Source organism: Petrachloros mirabilis (assembly GCF_975968855.1).
In genome coordinates, this window is sequence record NZ_CDLUDY010000265.1 from 1 (window position 1) to 20,057 (window position 20,057).

The following is a 20,057-nucleotide window of genomic DNA, read 5'->3' on the forward strand; positions in this document are numbered from 1 at the left end:
AATGGCAAAAGTTCGCCGTGTGGACGGAAACCGTTTTGGGTTGGAATTCGTCGCAATCGATCCGCTAGAACGAGAACGTCTGCGGCAGTTTCTGAAGACGGTGTGAGGTTAGCCTGTCACATTCAATCCAAAATATGATAGCGCGCACGATTCCCCGGGCGTAGGTTCCTTTCAGTCCACAACTCCCACCACGCACTCGTAAGCGTCACGGCCTATCCCACTCCAAAAATATCGGGCATAGTAACAAAAGCACATCAAATGTTCCCAACCTCATAAATTCATGACATCGACCTGCGGTTTGTTTGCTGCTTTCTTAGAATCTCCACGCAATCGAAAGCCCAATGTTTTAGTCCTACCTGTGAATAAGTGGGATAAAGTCTGCGAACCGTGCAATAAAAAAGGGCGAAGTCGTAGTCGGATTCAGACACGGGTTCGAATCCCGTTGGGACCACCACAGTGAGCTTGCGTGGCAAGAGCCGCCCGGGGCGGTGATCCGCTAGCCACTTCCTTCCGCCGTTGTGCTATCTCTAGCTCGTGCCGTGCGTTTTTCTTCCAGTTGGCGTACACGGAGACACCCCAGTTGTGTGAGGTATTAATGGCGAATTTGATGCGATTCGGCGCCTTAACATCGTGTTAGTGATTAGAGAGTCGGTGGCGTAACCCTCCAGCGGTGCTTCCTGCTCCTGACCCCGACTATAAGCCGTACTTCTCCTTTCGCGACTTGAAACATAGATCCGGTGAATCATTTGCTTTACTCGTATTCTTCCTAGGTCTCCGTTTACCCGTACCCCGACGTTGCCGAGCAAAAATCAGCCTGCAACTGAATCACTGTCCCGTCGGCGGATGCCGCTTCATGACCACTTGAATTATCGGCCTGGGTGTATTCTTTTTTGATCTCTTTATCACGATTCTTTATTCGAGTGGTCGTAAGTACGAACCGCTTGTATCAACCCATTCTTAAGAATTCTCCCTGGATACTTTCTCTTTTCAAAGCCCATTTAAGTCGCCTCTTTTCCTAACGCCCACACGCAACAAGCTGATGACCTGTTTCGTGCTTCGCGGGGCCGTCTCTTTCGTTGACGCCTCTGTCGTTGGTTGTGTATAAGGGAATCTCTTCCACGGACTTTCATTTCACTGGCAGGAAGGTTGTTTATCTTCGTATGGGAGCACGCGAATTCAGGGATGGCACGCAGGATGGACTCGAAGCTCTCGAGCCTCTAGATCCTGAAAAAATCGGCTCGTTCGATGAGCTGCTGGTTGCTATGCGAAAGACTGCCTTCGGGGGACGTCGCGTGGGCGAGGCTTATGAAGTGCTTTCGGCGATGATCGACGATCCTGACTGTTCGATCGTACTAACGCTCTCGGGAGCTATGACCATCGCTAAGATGGGGAAGATCATCAGCACGATGATCGATCGAGGTATGGTGCAGTGTGTGGTATCCACAGGTGCCCTGATCGCCCATGGTTTGAGCGAATCAGTCGGAAAGACACACTATCGGCATCGTCCTACGATGTCGGATGAGGAGCTGTTCAAGAAGGGTTACAACCGGGTCTATGACACGTTGGAGATGGAAGCTAATCTCAACTATGTCGAGCATGTCGTTGCCAGGACGATGAAACGGATCAACCAAGATTTGCCGCTGTCTTCGGAAGTGCTGACGAGAGAGCTTGGAAAGACGCTTGCGGAAGAATTCGAAGGGTCCGGTATTCTGAAGAGCGCGTACCTCAAGAAGGTTCCTGTCTTCATACCTGCCTTTACTGATTCTGAAATGGGGCTTGACGTTGGAACGTGGGCGATGGGGAAAGTCATCGATCATGCCAGGGCGCAGGCCAAGGGCAGCAGTGATCTTGAAATTCTTCGCAAGATCAATCAGTCATACCCCTCCTTCAACCCCTATCAGGACCTGAACAGCTATACGAATGTGGTTGTGTCGGCCAAACGGCTCGGCATTTTAACGATCGGAGGGGGGGTCCCTCGCAATTGGGCGCAGCAAGTGGGGCCCTACATCGAGATCAGTAATATGCGATTGGGCCTCAAGGTCCGTCCTCCGCGCTTCCAATACGGCGTTCGAATATGTCCGGAGCCTGACTATTGGGGTGGGTTGAGCGGCTGCACGTATCAGGAAGGGATCTCGTGGGGGAAATTCGTGCCACCTCAGGAAGGTGGTCGGTTTGCCGAGATTCTCAGCGATGCGACGGTCGTCTGGCCGCTGTTGATGGTCGGTTTGTTAGAGCGGATGAAAGCCAAACGCTCGGCTTAAGGCATGATGTCATATTCAAAAATGTGTCGGACCGGACTCTTACTGCTCAGCCTTGCATTATGGCAGGCGGGAGGAGTGGGTGCCGGGACAATTACGGATGATGGCAGGATCAGGGGACGACTCGACGCGCCGATTACGTTAATTGAATACTCGGATTTTACCTGTGGTTTTTGTCTGAAATTTTTCAAGGAGACGTTACCTCTGTTACAGGCTAAATACATCGACACAGGAAAAGTGAAGTTTGTCTATCGCGATTATCCCAGAGCCGATCGAGGTGTCGGCGTCGATGCGGCGGTGGCAGCACGCTGTGCCGGGGCGCAGGGGAAGTATTGGGCCATGCACGATCGCCTCTTCAGCGAAGGCCGCCGTTTGGAGTCCGGTTCATTTAAAGGGTTTGCGAAGTCTATCGGTCTGGATTCGACGGCATTCTCAAAATGTTTCGACGAGCGCCAACATCTGGAATCGATATTTGCCGATCGACTTGAGGCAAATCGTTGGGGATTTCACGGGACACCCGGCTTCATTCTCTTGCAGACTGCAAGTGAGCCAACGGAAAAGGACCCCGCTGTTGCGATTCCTGGTGCCTTCCCCTTCGATGCGTTTGCCGAAGAGATCGACCGGATGTTGTCGAAAGTATCAGGGTCTTAATGTTGATGATGCTGGACGGAAAAACCAGACTCATTGTTCATCGTGACGCCATCTCTTGCAGGAAGGGTTATCGTTATGCCTGACGCTCAATCATTTTGGCCGGTACAGACCCGAGAGGGAGAGCCGGCTTTCCATGTCTGTATGTCTTGTCTCTCGGAAGTGTATTACCGCAAGGTCCCAATGCCGGATTGTCCGACCTGTCACGGGGTCTCGACTTACGAGGCCTTTACAATCGAGGCAATCACGGATTGGGGGACTGAGGATTTGATTGCCAAGGCCCATGCTGCACGACAGGCGGCCGACAATGAACCGACTCCCGCAACCTCTGTCGAGTCCGCATCCTAGGATCTCTGCCAAATCAATGGAGCGTCTCCTTGCAGGGAACACGTCCATTTCTTATTGGAGGCCAGTGGCGGCAAAGCGATGCCGTCGCTCCTGTCCATGATCCCTTCACCGGGAAAGTCCTGGCCGAAGTAGCCCAGGCCAATAGCACAGACGCGGAAGCGGCGATCCAGTCCACGGTTGATGCGGCCAAGCCGATGGGGGCCCTCCCCTCCCATGCCAGATATTACTTGTTGCAACGAATCGCCGGGGCACTCTATGACCGACGAGAGGAGATTGCCAAATTAATCACGGCCGAGGCTGGAAAGCCGATCACGGATGCAAAACGCGAAGTGACGAGAGCCGTACAGACCTTCACGGTGGCCGCCGAGGAGGCGAAACGTATACCGGGCGAGGTCATCCCACTCGATTGGATGCCTGGTACGGATTCTCATCTCGGCATCATGCGGCGGTTTCCCATCGGTCCTGTCCTTGGCATTACGCCGTTTAATTTCCCGCTCAACCTGGTAGCACATAAGGTGGCCCCGGCCTTGGCGGCGGGGAATCCCATCCTTATTAAGCCGGCTCCGCAGACACCGCTCACGGCACTTCTCTTGGGGGAAATTGCCATGGAAGCGGGGTTGCCTCCAGGGGGCCTTAATGTGGTGCCTTGCGACAATACCGTAGCCGAGCAGTTGGTCGTCGACCCGCGTTTTACTCTTCTGAGTTTCACCGGCAGCGCGGCCGTGGGGTGGATGTTGAAGGCAAAGTGCGGGAAGAAGAAGGTTGTGTTGGAGCTTGGGGGCAATGCGGGCGTCATCATCGAACCGGATGCTGATTTGGACTTAGCGGCTCAGCGTTGCGCTGTCGGTGGGTTCGGCTACGCCGGCCAGACCTGTATCTCAGTCCAGCGGCTTTTTGCGCACCATTCTATTGCCGATTTGTTTACGACAAAGCTGATGTTGCAGGTAGCTCGATTGAAGGCTGGCGATCCCGGCGACGAATCTGTGGTCATAGGGCCATTGATCGATCAAAAGGCAGCGCAGCGTGTCGAGGAGTGGATCGGGGAGGCGGTATTGCAAGGGGCGCGCGTCCTACTGGGCGGCAAACGTATGGGATCGGTGGTGGACGCGACCGTGTTGTCACACGTCACGCCTGACATGAGGGTATCGTGCCAGGAGGTCTTCGGGCCGGTCGTCACCGTGACGCCCTACCGCCAGTTCGATGAAGCCATTGCCGCATTGAACCAATCGGACTATGGTTTGCAGGCCGGTGTGTTCACCCAGGATGTGGACAAGGTCTTCCATGCGTTCCGAAACTTGGAAGTCGGAGCTGTTCTCGCTAACGAAATCCCCACATTCCGTGCCGACCACATGCCTTATGGAGGCGTGAAAGACTCCGGGATCGGCCGCGAAGGGGTGCGGGCTGCTATCGAGGACATGACCGAACCGAGGCTGCTCGTTATGAACCTGAGGCCGCCAACGACTGCTCCATAACAAAAAACAGAGCCAGGATATTGCGAACCGAATTCAATCTTGGTACAACAGCGACCTTGTGCCCGACCCGACGCACTGCTCGTACTGAATTCGTGCGTTAGACATTCACCGCGATAAGGTAGTCGAACGAAGCAAGGGAGACGAGACGATGGTACCTTCGCACATGTTTCTGACCAGAGGCGTTGGAGTGCATCGGGAAAAGCTGGCCTCGTTCGAGCAGGCGTTGCGAAGCGCCGGTGTGGCCTACTGCAACCTTGTCAGCGTCTCTTCGATTCTGCCGCCTAATTGCAAGATCATTCCGCGCAGTCGAGGCGAAAAGCTACTCAACCCCGGTGAGATCACGCATTGTGTGATGGCTCGTTCGGAAACTAACGAACGCAATCGGTTGGTGTCGGCCTCAATCGGGCTGGCCATTCCAACAGACCGTCGTACGTATGGTTATTTGTCGGAACATCACGCCCATGGCGAGACGGACGAGGAGACCGGTGAATACACCGAAGATCTGGCGGCGCAGATGTTGGCCACGACGCTGGGTGTTGCGTTCGATCCGAACAGTGCCTGGAAGGAACGGGAGCAGGTGTTTAAAATGGGTGGCAAGATCGTCCGCACCCTAAACATCACGCAATCTGCCATCGGGAAGCCAGGCAAATGGACAACTGTCGTCGCCTTGGCAGTGTTTATCCCGCATGAGAATCTTCCGAAACGAGGCCGCCGCTGACGCAACTTTGCAGGATTGAGGGGGCACGTGCCTCTGGTTCAGCTGTTGCTTGAGCTCATCCCATGACACTTCCCGCCGGTTGGGAAGGTTCCCAACATAACTTTCTTGGCTTGGACGAACCCTGGTGTCACCCAAACCAGGCAGGTGTATATGTCTTGCCCGCACCCTATGAATACACGTCCAGCTACGTGCCAGGATCGGATCAAGGCCCGTCCGCGATCATTGAAGCCTCCCAGCAAGTTGAGTTCTATGATGAAGGACTACAGTGTGAACCATTCCGCGAGTGGGGAGGCATTGCGACGGCTACGACGCTCGATTTGAAGGGCAAGGTCGACCAGCAGGCGGTGGAGGCGATAGAGCAATTTGTCCAGCCTCACGTGGGGACCGGTCGGCTTGTTGTGACATTGACCGGAGAGCATACGGGAGCATTGGGAGCGATCAGGGCCCATGCCAAGCGTTTTCCCGATCTGTGTGTAGTCCAGATCGATGCTCACGGTGATCTCCGCCATGCCTATCAAGGGAATCCGTACAGCCACGCGAGTGTCATGGCTCGGGTCGTGGACGAAGGGTTGCCGCTGGTGCAGGTAGGCATCCGCTCGATCTGTCCCGAAGAAATCGAGCGTCTCAAGAGCAGCGATCAAATTTCGACGTTTTTTGCCGACCAGATACTCAATCCAGCCGGTCCTTACGAAGGGAAAGCTGCACGCTGGATTCCTGACGTGGTCAAAGCCTGCCGCGGGCCGGTTTACCTAACGTTCGATTGCGACGGTCTCGATGCCTCGCTGGTGCCTGCATTAGGGACGCCGGAACCCGGAGGGCTTGGCTGGTACGACACGTTGAATCTGGTTACCGCATTGGCCAACGGTCCCGGCATTCTTGGGTTGGATATCAGCGAAATTACGCCTATTGAAGGCTTCGTGGCTCCTCAGTTTTGCGTTGCCCGCTTGATCTATCGCATGCTCGGGCGTATTCGAGCCGGCCGCAAGGTCCACTGAACCCACCGCTCTCGTGGCTGACACGATCCGCATTAATAAATTTTTTACCCAACAGGGTATTTGCTCGCGGCGGGAGGCTGATCGGCTCGTCGAATCCGGACGTGTGACCATTAACGAGCGCATCGCAAAAATCGGCGACCAAGTTAGCCCCGGCGACGTCATTGCGCGCGATGGACAGATCATACCCTGGGGCAATGAACCCATTTACATTAAGTACCACAAGCCGGTAGGGGTTACGACTACGAGTGAAGCGCACATCCCCCGTAACATCATTGCGGAAATCGGCCACAGCGAGCGAATCTTCCCGATCGGGCGGCTCGACAAAGACTCTTCCGGTCTCATTCTCTTGACCAACGACGGCGATATCGTCAACGAGATTCTACGTACCGAGTACGGCCATGAGCGGGAATACGAGGTTACGCTGGATCGTCCCTACGATGAGGTATTCCTTGGACGAATGGCTTCAGGAGTCGTCATCTTAGGGGCTCGAACAAAGCCGTGCCGGACAATGCGACTCTCACCAAAGCGGTTCCGCATCATCTTGACGGAAGGCCGAAACCGTCAAATACGACGCATGTGTCAAACGCTCGGCTACCGAGTGGTCGCGCTCCATCGAATCCGCATCATGCACGTGACGTTGGCAGGACTTCCTGCCGGTTCCTGGAAGTCGCTTACGAGGGATGAGAGGGCCGAACTGTTCCATACCATCGGGCGCGAACCTAATGGTTCGAAATGTGCAGAGTGATGCGATGATACTTAAGAAGCTTTGGCTGGATCGCGGCGGTTTCCCGAACGGGTAATCGGCATACTGGTATGGACCTCCGGAGAAGACTCTTCTGGTTCGGAGTCGCGACCGTCGGACCGTCGGGGTCTACCGATTACCAAATTGAGCAGCGCGATCACGAAACTGCCTCCCACCAACATGAGGCTCGTTGTCTGGATCGCCTTCGTCCCTTCCTCTTTCATGTCTTTCGCCACTTCCGCCACGGTGTCCAAGAGCCGGTCCAGTGCCAAACTGACTTGGATCATCTTAGGGCCGGCGTTGTCAGCGGCATGTTCTTCTGCTTTCCGGCGAAGGCGTTCCCGCTCTGCTTGCGATGAAGCATTCCATTCTGCAGTGAGCATTTGGATAGTCGTGCTGGCCACGGAGAAATATTGGTCGAGACTGCGCCGCACGGCTTCGATGTCTTCCGGTTCACTGCGGCCGCTTTGAGAAACCCGTAGACCCGCTGCCGCATAACGATCAACGGCCAGTTGAATCCTAGCTCGGAGTGCCGGCAAGGATTCGGTGATGCGCTCATAATCTTTCTGGCTACGGGCCTCCAGCGCTCGGATGATGGTGTTCCGATACCGCATCATATCAGCCGAGATGTGCGCAAGGTCTGCCGCCCCGAGCGTATATTCTGTGTACATGAGGCGCAGATCGCGGTCCACGCGGCTCAAAGCTTGTGCGCTCATCCATCCGAGTCCCGCGATTAGCAGGCTCACCAACAATTGAGACCCGGTAGGCCGGATCGATCTCAGCCACCGAAAAAGAAACATGATGCCCTCTTATTCCAAGATCAAACGTCGGTCCACGTGCGGAGTCAGATTCGGGTCATTCGACACGAAAACGACCGACCAAGGCTCGTCTTTCGAACAGAGCCGGCGCAGTAGTGTTTCCCGGAGCGACGGCTGCAGATTATGCATAATCCCGTCGAAGATCAGAACTTGTGGCCGGCTGAGGATGGCTCGCGCCAGTAGGATGCGCATGATATGCGTAGGGGCAAAGATTTTCCCAGGGGCACGGACCTGCGTTTTGAGTCCTTGTGGCAGCGCGTCCACGTCGTCTTCCATTTCGACGAACCGTAGGGCCCAACGGATATCACTATAGGGAATATACGACCGTCCAAGAACGATGTTGTCCTCAATCGTGCCTTCAAACAAAGTCAGTTGGGAATCGATCATGAAGCCACGGAAGCGATTGATGGTGTCCAGTTCGATGTGGCGGAGGTCGACGCCGTTGTATTGAATAACGCCGCTCGTCGGAGATTCCAGTCCTGCCAAAATCCTGGCCAGTGCCGTCTTCGCGGCCGTCGTGCTCGCGTAGATGCCGATCTTTTCTCCTGGCGTCACTTCCAGATTAAAGTGCTCGAAGATCGGAGGCATGTCTTGGTGTGTAACGGTGAGATCCTTGCAGGTGATGCGGATGCCGTGGATGGCAGGGTCAGGAAGCGGCACGGAGAGCTCAGCAGAGCGTTGTTCTTTGGGAAGGGAGAAAAAGGTGTCCAGTTCAGTCAATCCATTCATGAAATAGAAGATGTGCCCCATCCGCTTGATAACACCGTCGAAGCTCGCCAATAATCCTCCTACAACCACTTCGGCCGCGACGAGTTGCCCGAGCGTCAACTGACCGACCGAGAGCAGCCAGGCGGCCGTTGCGATCAGCCCGCCGTGAGCTATGGCCTGCCAGACAACAGAACCTAAGTATTGCCGAACCAAAATGCCGAATCGTGTCTGCCTGGTTTCGATATACTTTCCGACCAAGTCGTCAGTCCGATGCATCAAAACCGCCTGGCTGTCTGTCGCTTTGAAATGCAATAAGTTGTAAGAGATCTCCTGTATCCAGTGGAGCGTGTCGTATTTGGCGTGAGACATGTTGATCGTGGCTTTGAGGCCGCCATACGACAAAAGAAAGACGACGTTGAATCCGGCAAAAAGGACCGCATTGTAGAGGAGGAAATAGGGATGGTAGAAGACCAGGATCGTCATGCCAACGGCCCCGCCGACGACGACGTTGATCAAGTCAACGAGAAGCAGCGAGAGGGCCCGCTGCATGAAAACTGTTTCCATGAAATGGTTGGCGTAACGGGGTCTGAACCCGAGGTATTGCAACTGGGGAATCTGCTGCGCCATGCCGATGGTGACACGAGCGAAGAGGCGACGCTCGAGCACCTCGACCGCATAGTACTGCATGGTACGGAAGGCTCCGACGAGCAGGAGGCCTACGAGCATCACGCCGGATAAGGTCACGATGGTAACCGGCTGGATGGAGAAGGCAAACGTGTTGGTCAATTCCTGGACCGTTAAGGGCACGATCAAGGAGAATAGCCCGATGGCCAGCGAGTAGGAAATGATCAGGGCGAGAACGCGATGTTCGAGACGAAAGAGTAACCCGATATATCCCAGCACGGATTGGAACAGGTTCGGTCGACCGTCCACGTGGTGTTGCACGGAACCCCTGCCTTTTCCTTCAGGCGGTTTTACCAGATTACACCGGCTGCATCATAAATCACCTTCCAGAGATGGAAGGTCGTATAAGACAGCTAACGCTAACAAATAAAAGGGGAAAAAGCCACAGCTTCCTGCCTCAGTCACGTGCATGATACGTAACCGGAACAGCCGAAGGCGTAGATTTCCCCCAGGCTCCGATGGCCCATTGATAAAGCGCAAGAGCTTTTTGATAGTCCGCTTTTGCGCGAATCACCTGACCCTCGGAATCCACCGTATTCCGCTCACGCAAATTGACAAAGAGGACACTGGTTGCACCCAGGCTGAAGCGGAAACGCTCTCCCTCCTCCAATGTCTTGGCGAGCTTGAGGGATTGGATTGCTGCGGCAATGCGTTCTTTGGCCCGTTCGACGGCTGAGAGGGCATTGTCCACGTCGACGACGACTTGTTGCTCGCGGAATTTCTGAGTTAAGACGAATCGGTCCGCCTTGCTCTGAGCCTCCAAGACCTCTCCTCGGCTCCTGCGTTGGAAAATGGGAACTTTCAGTTCCACACCGAATCGGTAGCCAAGCCCCAAGACGAATTTTTCCGGTGAACGGGCCGGCGCCGCTTCGGCGTCGAGGCTCGGGAGCAGATTGTTCTTGGCCAACTCCAGATCGATATCGTTGAGCTTGGCTTCCACGCCGATCTCCTTTACTTCCGGACGCTCGGATCTCGCTTGCAGCTTGTGGGCCTGGATGGTTTCAGGAGTTAAGACGAGCGTTTGAGAAGGAAATTCAGGGGCGCGCTCCACCGGAGGAACCGTTGGCGTGCTGTTCTCCCACAGGAACATCGAGAGCTTTAATTGCTCCTGTTCGACGAGCCGTTGAGCCGCGATCGCGACTTCTCGTCGACGTTGCACTTCTTGATTCGCTTCGACGACGTCGAGAGGGGCTGCGGCTCCTGCCTTCGCCCGGCCCTCCACCTGTTTATAGCGGTCTTCTGCGACGGCGACAGCTTTTCGTTGCACCTCGGTGAACTTGACGGCGGCGACCCAATCCCAAAACTGGGTGGCCGCTGCCAGGTAGAGATCCTGACGGGTTTGTGCAATGCGAATGTCGGCCCGCGGGTCTGCTAGCTCCGAACGTTTCAACTCGGCATTTTCCGGATTGACCATGAGGCCGCGTAAGAGAGGGAAGAATCCCCCGAGGAGCACCTGCTGATTGCCGTTGCCGAAGGAAAGATCGGGAATGGTTGCGTCACCGATCGCCTGACGAACACCGGCACCGTATCGGAAACCCCAGGGGTGTCGGGCCTCTATCAACGTATCGTTAAACCCGGCGGTCTGGGTGCCTTTACCTGGATTCGAACTAGAAATGAAACGTTCAATTTCGGTGTCATTAATCAGTGTCGGCTCGAAAGCTCCTAATGCTTTTAACATCTTGCCCCTCGCCATCACCTTCTCTGTGCCAGCCCCCTTCAACAATGGATGGGAGCGGTCGATCCAGGCAAGAATTTCTTCCAGACTGAGAGGGATAGGGGGGAGGACTTTTGTCTTCGGCGGATCACCGGCTGACGTTGTGGAGGGTGCCACTGCAAAGACGGTCACGAGGAAGATCGTCGCAAAAAACCATAGATGGCGCATGAGGTAAACTCCTTTCTTCGAAGAACGGGCAGTCGCTTGCTGTCGCGGGTTATGCCGAAGCGGCATCGAGTTGTTTAAGATTGAATGGGCGCGAGTAAGGCGAAAACGATCTAAACGGGCCGGTCGCAGGCTTATTTTGCACCTCGTCCTGCTTTCGGTAGAAGCGTATCGATGAGGCTCGGGGGGCGTTCTTGATAATCCGGCGGGAAGAGATTGAACCGTCGCCAGAGCTCGTACCAGAGCGGGACGCGGTTCAGTATGACCCACCCCATGACTTTGGTGCCTTGGCGTACATGTTCTTGAGGAGGCCAGGGTTTCCCTTCTGGATCCGGAACGACCCAAAATCTGAAATTTCCCTTCCCGTCGTCGACCTGATCAATGACTTTGATTACGCCGACGTAAGTTCCCGCCATCAATTCTGGCCAGGCAGGCAGCGGTATGGCGGGTATACCGTAGAACAATAGCTTGACCTTCCGGCCGACGTTCAACAGCGGAGCATCTATGCCGTCAGCGGTCATTTCGATAGCTTTGTCTGCGCTGGCCGGTGAGATTCTGATGAGTTTATCACCAGGGCGAACGGTTTCGCCTACACCGGTTTCGGCCATCCTTACGACGGTGCCATCGATGGGTGACAGGATACGACTGGCCATACGGCGATGCTCAGCGTTGGACAGTCGCAGGGAAATGTCGGCTAACTGATCCGTGGCCTTAGCGGCTTCACCGATTGATGCATCGCGAGCTGCTTCGGCATCTAGCAGCCGCTGTAACACTTCAGCACTGACCTGCTCGCGCCCGAAACTCAGGGCTTTCATAGCTTGCTCCGCTGCACGGAGGTTGGCTTGTGCACCAGTCAACTCGGCTTTTGTGGCGATGGCTCCCTGAATGGCTACTTCCAATTCTCGCTGTGACACGAGGCCCTGCTCCGCCAGTTGCTTATGGCGGTCGACGTTCAACTCAGCGGTTGAGACGGCTATTTTGGCCGCCTCCACCTTCTGGTACGCTTCGCGGACCTTACTTTCCGCCTCAACCACACGGGCTTGCGCAGATGGCACGGCGGCTTTAACAAGGTTCTGCATTTCCTTGATCCGCTTGTCCAACTGCTCCGCACGTCCGAGCGCAGCTTGGCGCGTTTCCGTTAAAGCCTTCTTCCTCTGTTCGAGGAGAGAAAGCAGATCGGGAGACATGAAGTTCGGGTCGTAGTCGTCCAATTCGACGATCAGATCACCCTCCTTGACGCGCACACCTTCAAAAATGTGCCATTTTTTAATCCGGCCTGTGATCTGAGCCTCGATGTCCTGTGGCCGTTCGTAGGGTGTATAGGCGGACAATTGACCGGTGACAGTAATTGTTTGTGTCCAGGGGACAAAGGCGATAATGAGAAGAAAGAGCGCGACCAATCCGATGGCGAGCTTCGAGGAGAATCTCAGGCGTTCCGGAATCTGGACCGCCTCCCATGCCTGGATCTTGCGAGAGGCCGCGAGATCGTCCACGGCAATTTCGTCCAACCCCGAGGGTTGTTGAACGAGCGATTGGACTTTCTTGCGCAGGCTTTCACGTGAACGCGCCAAAGTTGTCCCCTTCGAGTTGTGGTTCGTCGGGCTTCTTAGTGCTTCATCATATGGGAAAATAGCCTGACGGGTCAATTTCTCTTAAAGAACAGACTGTTGTAGCGTGCTTACGAACTTGACCGGCTTCCTGAGAGTCGTTAATGTGTGACCTCCATCCGCGAGGAGTTTAGAGAGAACAGATTATGGCGCGTCTAATAAGGAAGGGGAACAGGCCGACACCAATTCGAAGGACCGCTACGGTTCGTCCTTTGGTCGGTGTGCTCGGGGGCAGTAAATCCGATTTCCCGATTCTGGAAAAAGCCGTGGCAGTGCTGACTGAACTGGGAATTCCGAACGAACTCATCGTCGTCTCCGCTCATCGGACGCCTGATCGTCTGTTTGCTTATGCGGAGCAGGCTCACGGGCACGGGGTCGAGGTCATTATCGCCGGGGCAGGAGGTGCGGCTCATTTGCCCGGTATGTTGGCAGCGAAAACCCATCTTCCGGTAATCGGAGTTCCAATTCCCACGGACAACCTGCGCGGACTCGATTCGCTACTTTCGATCGTCCAAATGCCGCGAGGCATCCCGGTGGCGACAGTTGCCATCGGTGGTGCTGAAAATGCCGGCCTACTCGCGGCGCAGATCCTTGCGGGCCGCTATCCGGCGATCGCAACACGCGTAAAGGCTTTTCGCAGCAACCAGACCAAACGGGTCCTGCAATCTCCTGAGGCCAAAGGGACCGTAGCCGGTCAGCTCTCGTCTCATTCCCGCCGCCGGTTGTGAACTCGTCATCGATCGAACCAGGATCAGTTCTCGGTGTGCTGGGCGCAGGCCAGCTGGGCGCGATGTTCGCAACTGCGGCCGTGCGCTTGGGATATCGAGTTGCCGTGTGGGATCCGGACGCAGACGCTCCCGCCCATCGACTGGCCGATCATTCATTTACGAGACCGTTCGCTGACCACGATGCTGTCGGAGAATTCACTCGATTGGCAAGCGTCGTGACCTATGAATGGGAGAACGTCCCGGTGCAGCTCTGCGAACAACTTGAGCGTACGAGGCCGGTGCGGCCATCGAGTACGGTCTTGCGGATTATTCAGAACCGTCTTGTCCAGAAGAGTTTTCTTGCCGAACAGGGTTTCCCGGTGCCTTGCTTCAAGAGATTGTCAAATCCGGATCAGTTAGGTCCGGTCATCGACGAGCTTGGGCCTCCCGTCGTCTGCAAAACGACTACGGCAGGGTATGACGGGAAAGGACAGTGGAGGATAGAACGTGACTCTGATCGAGCCGCTATCGCAGGTTCACTGCAGCAATCAATGCAGCCAGGCATGGAGTGGATCGTAGAGTCCTTCGTGCCCTTCGAGCGCGAACTTTCCATATTGGTTGCGCGGGGGATTGATGGAAGGTCTGTCACGTACCCACTCGTTGAGAATACCCATGAAGAAGGCATTTTACGAACAACGATGGTGCCGGCTGTCGTTCCTCCGGGCGTCGCGCGGCAGGCTGAACTACTAGCTCAATCCGTCGTGGAACGGATGGACGGGGTAGGACTATTCTGCTTGGAATTGTTCGAGACGCCGAGTGGCGAACTCCTCATTAATGAAGTGGCTCCCCGCCCTCATAACTCCGGTCACTACACGTTGGATGCCTGCACGGTGTCGCAATTCGAACAGCAAGCCAGGGCAATATGCGGAATGCCGCTGGGGGAAGCTCGCCTTGTGAGTCCTGCTGCAATGGTCAATCTTATCGGGATGGATGCCGAAACGATCAACACCAACCCGGACTGCCGAAAGTTGCTGAGTCTCCCTGATACACACCTGCATCTGTACGGAAAACGCATGATTCGTCCGAGGAGAAAGATGGGGCACGTGACCTTTCTCGCCGATGACCGAGGGGTTGCTTACGATCGCGCGGTACGATTTCGGAATTCTCTTCTCCGTGAAGCACCCCTCTGATCGCAGCTCTCGGCATTGTCCCTGTGCTGGTCAGCATATTGATCATGTCGGAGGTCCCGATTAACGGCCCCAACGATTGATCCTGTCTGGTGAAAAGAACGGTACCTCCGGGCGTTTGAAGAAGCCGATCAGAGCCATTCCTGCGACGAATCCACCGATATGGGCGAAGAAAGCGACCCCTCCCCCTTGGCTCCCTATACTCATTCCGCCGCTCAGCAACTGCATGACGAACCACATGCCGAGAACAATGCCGGCCGCGATTCTCATTATTCCGATGCCGGGCATAAGCACCAGCACGTGGGCATGCGGAAACAACAGGATGTAGGCTCCCAGGATTCCGGAAATCGCACCGCTCGCTCCAACCATAGGAATAGCAGAGGAGGTATCGATCAGGGCGTGACTGAGTGTAGCCAAGATGCCGCAGGCAAGGTAAAAGAATATGTACCGTCCGTGTCCCATCACATCTTCAATATTATTTCCGAATACCCATAGGTACAGCATGTTGCCGATCAAGTGCATCCATCCGCCGTGCAGAAACATGCTCGTGAGCAAGGTTGTGTACGGGGGAATGGCGACCGCGATTGCCTCTGGGAGATCGGCCCGGCCGAATACAAGGGCCGGGATGGCACCGTATTGATAGACAAAGATTTCTTCGGATTGAGGGGGAAGAGAAGTTTGATAGAAAAAAACCAGGACGCAGGCGGCGATCAGTCCCACAGTGACGACGGGGGTCCGTTCCGTTGGGTTATCGTCATGGAGGGGGATCACGCAGCTTCTCGCTTACGATGAGCTGCGCCGGCGATCAATGACTGGGCGGGGGAGGGCGGGATTCTCCGGGAGCGATCCGTCTGGGTTGAGAGGAACGGAAAAACCAGCGGCATGGGTATGCCCTCCTCCGCCAAATGATGCAGCGATAGCACCGACATCCGTGCCGTCTTGTCTTGATCGCATACTAAAATAGCGGCGCCCATCGCGGTCATGCCAGATGATGCAAAATGGTGCGTCGGCTGAAAGGCGTTCACCGATTTGGCTGGTCAGGATGGCGCTCTGAACAGATGGGACGGTTGAGTCTTGGAATTCCACCAGCACGGATTGGCCCGCGAGCTTCGTCACCAATTCATGCTCGTACCTCAAGATGGCACGGCCTTCCTGTTCCAGCTCGTGCTGCTTGAAGCTATTCCAGAGTTGAAAGTCGAAAGGGTAAGAAGCCACTGCGGCGTTGACTTCCCGGCTCATCGGCAGGGCCCAGGTCCAGAGGTCTTTGTCTTGAATATAGTTCAGGATCCATGGAGCGGGATCATCGTGCGCCCATTCCCACGCAAGGACCGCTCCGGATTTTTTCATGTCGAAGTAGGCATAGGGTAATCCGCTAAGGGCTTTTTCGGCTGTGATGTGATGATCGAGCACCTGCAGCGACTTGGTTTGTCCGGCCATCTTTTCCAGCGTGTCGCGCCCATAGGTGAAGTCAACGATCACGACGCCCTGACCGTTGAGGTCCGGAGGCGGAGGGTTCCCGTGTTTAACGGGGATGAACTTCGCCTCGGGGAATCGACGCCAAAGGGCCCAGGCCGCGCCGAATCCATCAGCACATTCCGCGTGATAGAGGACAACGGTGGGTGGCTTGGAAAAACGGTGTCGAGAGTGAGAGCCGGCCATATGCTCGGAGCATACCATGTGCTCCGTCAAGACAAAAGCCCATCAAAAACGGAGGTTACAAGGGGTTACAAACGGTTGAGATGGTCGATCAACTGGCGCAACCGCGCGGCGCTTTGTCGATTCGAGTTAAACACGAGTCGCGGAAAATCCTTCAGTTCCGGTTCGTCTAACTCTTCCGGCAGTGCATCCCGAAGTTCGAATGTGCCGTCCTGCAAGAGGTCTGAAAACTGTTCGTGGATGGCCGAGACCTGTTCGATGGGAATTCGCGTTTTCAGACGAATCGCCAGTTGGGGGCCGACGTACCGCAAGGAGTGAAATCGACGATAGAACGTTCGGATCTCGTCGACGGCCTCCTCGACCGAGGAGGTGATCTTAAACAGACTTAAGTCTTCGGGATTAATCAGTTTTCGCCTTAAAAGCTGTCGCGTGACAAACGCGCACCAGTCGTCCCAATAGTCACATCCGGGGGCTTGGAGGCATACGATCGGCTGAGGTGTGCTCTTGCCGGTCTGGGCTAGGGTCAAGATTTCAAATCCTTCGTCATGAGTGCCGAAACCTCCCGGGAAAAGGGCGATCGCGTCGGCTTCTTTTTGAAAAATCAGTTTCCTGGTAAAGAAATATTTGAACGTCACCAGTTTCGGATCGTCCGCGATCGTCGTGTTGGGGCCCTGCTCGAATGGCAATAAGATATTTACTCCGAAACTGTTCTCCCGCCCGGCACCTTCTTGTGAGGCTCTCATGATGCCGTCGGCGCCACCCGTAATGACCATGAAACCCTCGCGGACTATTTGCTGGGCGAATTCAAACGCGATCCTATAGTTGGGATCGTCGGAAGCGGTGCGCGCGGATCCGAAGATGCTGACTTTTTTTCTGTCACGATAATCGTGAAAGACCTTGAACGCGTGACGCAATTCTTTGACCGCGCGATTTATGATTTTCAGGTCGAGCGTTTCAAGGTTCGCGTCGTGCAGCCTGAGCAGGCCGGTAAGAAGTTCTTTCGCCAAATTCGCTTGGAGATCATCATCGGGGCGTTCCAATAGCAGCCTGATCTGGTTCAACAATTCCTCGTTGGTCGGCATTGAGCGGGGACGGTTCGTGGTTGCTTTCATAGGGTCATCCATCTTTATTGTTCAGTGAGACTTTGGTCCAGCCTGTTGAAGGTCAAAAAAATTCTATCAGGCACGATTTGATTGGTCAAAGCAGTACGTGCTTCACGCTGAAGGAAGAGACGAGGAGGGAGGCAGTGCCTGCAAGGCCCAGGCTTTCAGGCGGGCCTGATCATGGTTCGACACTTCCGAAAACTGAATATCGATGGCGAATGCATGTTGAGCTGTCAGGGAAGGATTGGATTGCGGCAACTCGCACGTCATCACTCTCCCGCGGACAGTCAATGGGTTGTTATGTCCGGGCAATGAAAAGGCCAAGATCACTCGGGCTTTACGGGCGATTTTCATGGCGGATTCAACGCGCGCGCCGGTATGGCTTAGCTGTACGATCATCGCATTGTGTGATTGATGTTCGGTGATTGCCTCGTTGACGACCGTCATGATGGTGGGGATTTGTGCGTGACGGGGTCGCGGCGTCAGCATCAGGTCCTGTGCGCTTAAAACACCGACCGGCTGGTTTTGCTTTGTCACGATCAGAAGTGAAGCGCCTGTTGCGACCATCATCGTGCAGGCTTCTTCCAGCGCGACATCGTATTCGATGAACTGCACCGGCCTGCTCATGATGCTGCGTATTTCAATCTCGTGGGGTTCGAGCCCTTGAGCGACCACCTTCTTCACGATGTCACTGGGAGTCATAAGGCCAAACGTGCTGTCTGTCTCCTTGACCAAGAGGCAAGACGCATGTTCCCGCTCGAGCAACAACGCTGCCTCGCTGACGGATACATCACCTGGGACTTGCACGACACCCGGAGTCATCATATGGGCTACCACCGTTGGTGTGATCTGGAAGGTATTCTGGGATACATCATCTGGCTGCGGCATTGGCAATCCCTCTCCCGACTCGCCTTTCTGCAACGATTCGTGAGGGCATTCTCCCCGCAGTGTAAGCCAAGTATAGCAGACGGGGTATCCTCACTCTGAGCGCCCGAACCCTTGTCAAACAAACAGTTCCGAGAATAGACTAGGTCAAATTCTTTACCAGTACAAGAGGCATCGGTGGGGCAATCACGCTCGGTTGAACATCGGTTCATGTATCGTCTCGAACGTATTCCTGCGCTTGGCTTGGGTCTGTCGGTTGATGTGTATTCACCGGATTTGTTCGAACTCATCAGATCGTTCGAAGGACGCACATATCACCCCTCATACTTGGAGATTTTCCGCGCCACTCCGAAAGCCTTACAAGCGGTGCGGGCGCAGGATATGGCCCTGCCGTTGCCATATCATGGAGAGGGGTTATGGGTGACACAACCCAACTTTGCCTCCACGTCATTTTTTGAACAGGAACTCGATGGCGTTGCGGAAGAACTCGCAATCCTTCGAAGTCCGTGGCTCAATCACGAATGTGCCACCAAACAAATGGCAGGCTATACCTTCGGCACGTATCTGCCTCCCTTGTATACCGTTGAGAGTGCCAAGGTCGTGGCCGACAACATTCGGCTAGTCCAAGAGAGACTGGATCAGGCGGATTTGGCGGAAAATGTATTCGGTCCGTTATTTCTGTTGGAGCTGCCGCCGTTGACCTATTTCATGGCTGGGACGATTTCGATCCCCCAATTCTTCCGGTTCGTGACCGATCAGGTCGAGTGCGGCCTGGTTCTCGACATTGGTCACCTCTGGAGCGTGTATCGGTACAGTCAGGCAAAGAACGAAATCTCCCTTGAAGCCTTTGTCGAGCGATTTCTCAACGAGTTTCCATTGGAGCGGGTTGTGGAAATTCATGTGGCAGGTCTGGCGTGTCATGAATCGCTCTCCGGTCGTGATGAAGAAGGTGGGATGCCCGAATGGCTTGATGCCCATGCCGCGCCGATTCGACCTGTTTCTTTGTCGATGTTGGAACAGGTCTTGGCTCATCCACACCTCGTCAGTCTCCGTGCGGTGGCTTTGGAGGTCGATACGAAACCGATCGGGAATATCATCAAGGAATTTGAAAATGTGAGCGATCGTTTTGGGGCGACCATACGTCGGGTGACGACAAGCCAGCATGAAGTGACGGGTTTGGAGAATAAGAAGTACGAGGAGTCCACCCTGGAACCGTTGATGGGCGGGGACAGCGTCCGAACACGATTGCAGGAGGACTATAGCCGGTATGCCAAGGTTGTATCCGGACAAATACCCCCTGTCGGACCGGAGTGGAAGGATGTTCGGCGGGACTCCAAAGGATTAGACCGTTACATTCGCGAGTATCTTCCTTACGAAATTCTTCACTGGGGAGGGGACATTGCAGAAATGTTTCCCGATACCTGTGCCGGTTTGCGGAAGGAGGGAGTCGCTCTCGACGACATCGTGTTCTGGTGGTTTCACGCAGCTGAGGCGCTGGAGAGGCCTTATGATTTCTTCCTGTTGAAGATCGATCGGGTGCTCGGCTTTGTTGCGGCTCGCGCTCCGCAACTCTTGGCGAAGGCAAAAGAAGAAGCGCAATTACTTCAGCTGGGTTATGCGGAGGCGAACGATGCGGTCTGTG

At 55.0% G+C, this 20,057-nt stretch carries 18 protein-coding genes; 10 read left to right on the forward strand and 8 right to left on the reverse strand.

What is annotated here, in order from left to right; all coding sequences use genetic code 11:
* The first annotated feature begins 1,160 nt into the window (after positions 1–1,160).
* The 7 genes from ACWVCN_RS11215 to ACWVCN_RS11245 all read left to right on the forward strand — a co-directional run bounded on the left by ACWVCN_RS11215 (position 1,161) and on the right by ACWVCN_RS11245 (position 7,184).
* On the forward strand, positions 1,161–2,261 hold the full coding sequence (locus tag ACWVCN_RS11215; RefSeq protein WP_455245799.1) for a deoxyhypusine synthase family protein: 1,101 nt from the start codon (positions 1,161–1,163) through the stop codon (positions 2,259–2,261).
* Positions 2,262–2,336: 75 nt separating this feature from the next.
* Positions 2,337–2,909, forward strand: coding sequence for a DsbA family protein (locus ACWVCN_RS11220; RefSeq protein WP_455245800.1), 573 nt, complete (start codon positions 2,337–2,339; stop codon positions 2,907–2,909).
* Between the two features lie 75 nt (positions 2,910–2,984).
* A complete protein-coding gene (locus ACWVCN_RS11225) occupies positions 2,985–3,254 on the forward strand; it encodes a hypothetical protein (protein WP_455245801.1) in 270 nt (89 codons plus the stop codon).
* A gap of 29 nt (positions 3,255–3,283) precedes the next feature.
* Positions 3,284–4,726 carry an aldehyde dehydrogenase family protein gene (locus tag ACWVCN_RS11230; protein ID WP_455245802.1) on the forward strand — a complete coding sequence of 481 codons (1,443 nt, stop codon included), beginning with the start codon at positions 3,284–3,286 and terminating at the stop codon, positions 4,724–4,726.
* A 148-nt stretch (positions 4,727–4,874) separates the two neighbouring features.
* Complete coding sequence (locus tag ACWVCN_RS11235; protein WP_455245804.1) at positions 4,875–5,444, forward strand: pyruvoyl-dependent arginine decarboxylase; 570 nt, start codon at positions 4,875–4,877, stop codon at positions 5,442–5,444.
* A 62-nt stretch (positions 5,445–5,506) separates the two neighbouring features.
* Complete coding sequence (gene speB, locus ACWVCN_RS11240; RefSeq protein ID WP_455245805.1) at positions 5,507–6,439, forward strand: agmatinase; 933 nt, start codon at positions 5,507–5,509, stop codon at positions 6,437–6,439.
* Between the two features lie 13 nt (positions 6,440–6,452).
* Entirely contained in the window at positions 6,453–7,184 is a 732-nt protein-coding gene (locus ACWVCN_RS11245; protein WP_455245807.1) for a pseudouridine synthase, read from the forward strand.
* 11 nt (positions 7,185–7,195) lie between these two features.
* Here ACWVCN_RS11245 and ACWVCN_RS11250 read toward each other — a convergent pair whose 3' ends face one another.
* The 4 genes from ACWVCN_RS11250 to ACWVCN_RS11265 all read right to left on the reverse strand — a co-directional run bounded on the left by ACWVCN_RS11250 (position 7,196) and on the right by ACWVCN_RS11265 (position 12,841).
* A complete protein-coding gene (locus ACWVCN_RS11250) occupies positions 7,196–7,981 on the reverse strand; it encodes an MCP four helix bundle domain-containing protein (protein WP_455245808.1) in 786 nt (261 codons plus the stop codon).
* 9 nt (positions 7,982–7,990) lie between these two features.
* Positions 7,991–9,652 carry an ATP-binding cassette domain-containing protein gene (locus tag ACWVCN_RS11255; RefSeq protein ID WP_455245809.1) on the reverse strand — a complete coding sequence of 554 codons (1,662 nt, stop codon included), beginning with the start codon at positions 9,650–9,652 and terminating at the stop codon, positions 7,991–7,993.
* Positions 9,653–9,788: 136 nt separating this feature from the next.
* Positions 9,789–11,273, reverse strand: coding sequence for a TolC family protein (locus ACWVCN_RS11260; protein ID WP_455245810.1), 1,485 nt, complete (start codon positions 11,271–11,273; stop codon positions 9,789–9,791).
* 131 nt (positions 11,274–11,404) lie between these two features.
* Positions 11,405–12,841, reverse strand: coding sequence for an HlyD family secretion protein (locus ACWVCN_RS11265; RefSeq protein WP_455245812.1), 1,437 nt, complete (start codon positions 12,839–12,841; stop codon positions 11,405–11,407).
* A 182-nt stretch (positions 12,842–13,023) separates the two neighbouring features.
* Between ACWVCN_RS11265 and purE the strand changes: the two genes are divergently transcribed.
* Positions 13,024–13,605: a 5-(carboxyamino)imidazole ribonucleotide mutase gene (gene purE, locus ACWVCN_RS11270; RefSeq protein ID WP_455245813.1), complete on the forward strand. Its 582-nt coding sequence runs from the start codon at positions 13,024–13,026 to the stop codon at positions 13,603–13,605.
* On the forward strand, positions 13,602–14,774 hold the full coding sequence (locus tag ACWVCN_RS11275; protein WP_455245815.1) for a 5-(carboxyamino)imidazole ribonucleotide synthase: 1,173 nt from the start codon (positions 13,602–13,604) through the stop codon (positions 14,772–14,774). Before purE ends, ACWVCN_RS11275 begins: the two co-directional genes overlap by 4 nt.
* A gap of 60 nt (positions 14,775–14,834) precedes the next feature.
* Here ACWVCN_RS11275 and ACWVCN_RS11280 read toward each other — a convergent pair whose 3' ends face one another.
* The 4 genes from ACWVCN_RS11280 to ACWVCN_RS11295 all read right to left on the reverse strand — a co-directional run bounded on the left by ACWVCN_RS11280 (position 14,835) and on the right by ACWVCN_RS11295 (position 18,418).
* Complete coding sequence (locus tag ACWVCN_RS11280; RefSeq protein ID WP_455245817.1) at positions 14,835–15,542, reverse strand: rhomboid family intramembrane serine protease; 708 nt, start codon at positions 15,540–15,542, stop codon at positions 14,835–14,837.
* A gap of 12 nt (positions 15,543–15,554) precedes the next feature.
* Positions 15,555–16,430, reverse strand: coding sequence for a hypothetical protein (locus ACWVCN_RS11285; protein ID WP_455245818.1), 876 nt, complete (start codon positions 16,428–16,430; stop codon positions 15,555–15,557).
* 65 nt (positions 16,431–16,495) lie between these two features.
* The gene (locus ACWVCN_RS11290; RefSeq protein ID WP_455245820.1) at positions 16,496–17,539 is read right to left on the reverse strand and encodes an LOG family protein; all 1,044 of its coding nucleotides are present in this window, start codon (positions 17,537–17,539) and stop codon (positions 16,496–16,498) included.
* 102 nt (positions 17,540–17,641) lie between these two features.
* A complete protein-coding gene (locus tag ACWVCN_RS11295; protein WP_455245821.1) occupies positions 17,642–18,418 on the reverse strand; it encodes a CBS domain-containing protein in 777 nt (258 codons plus the stop codon).
* Positions 18,419–18,592: 174 nt separating this feature from the next.
* Between ACWVCN_RS11295 and ACWVCN_RS11300 the strand changes: the two genes are divergently transcribed.
* Positions 18,593–20,057: multinuclear nonheme iron-dependent oxidase (locus tag ACWVCN_RS11300; RefSeq protein ID WP_455245822.1), on the forward strand; the 1,465-nt coding region annotated here is incomplete at its 3' end.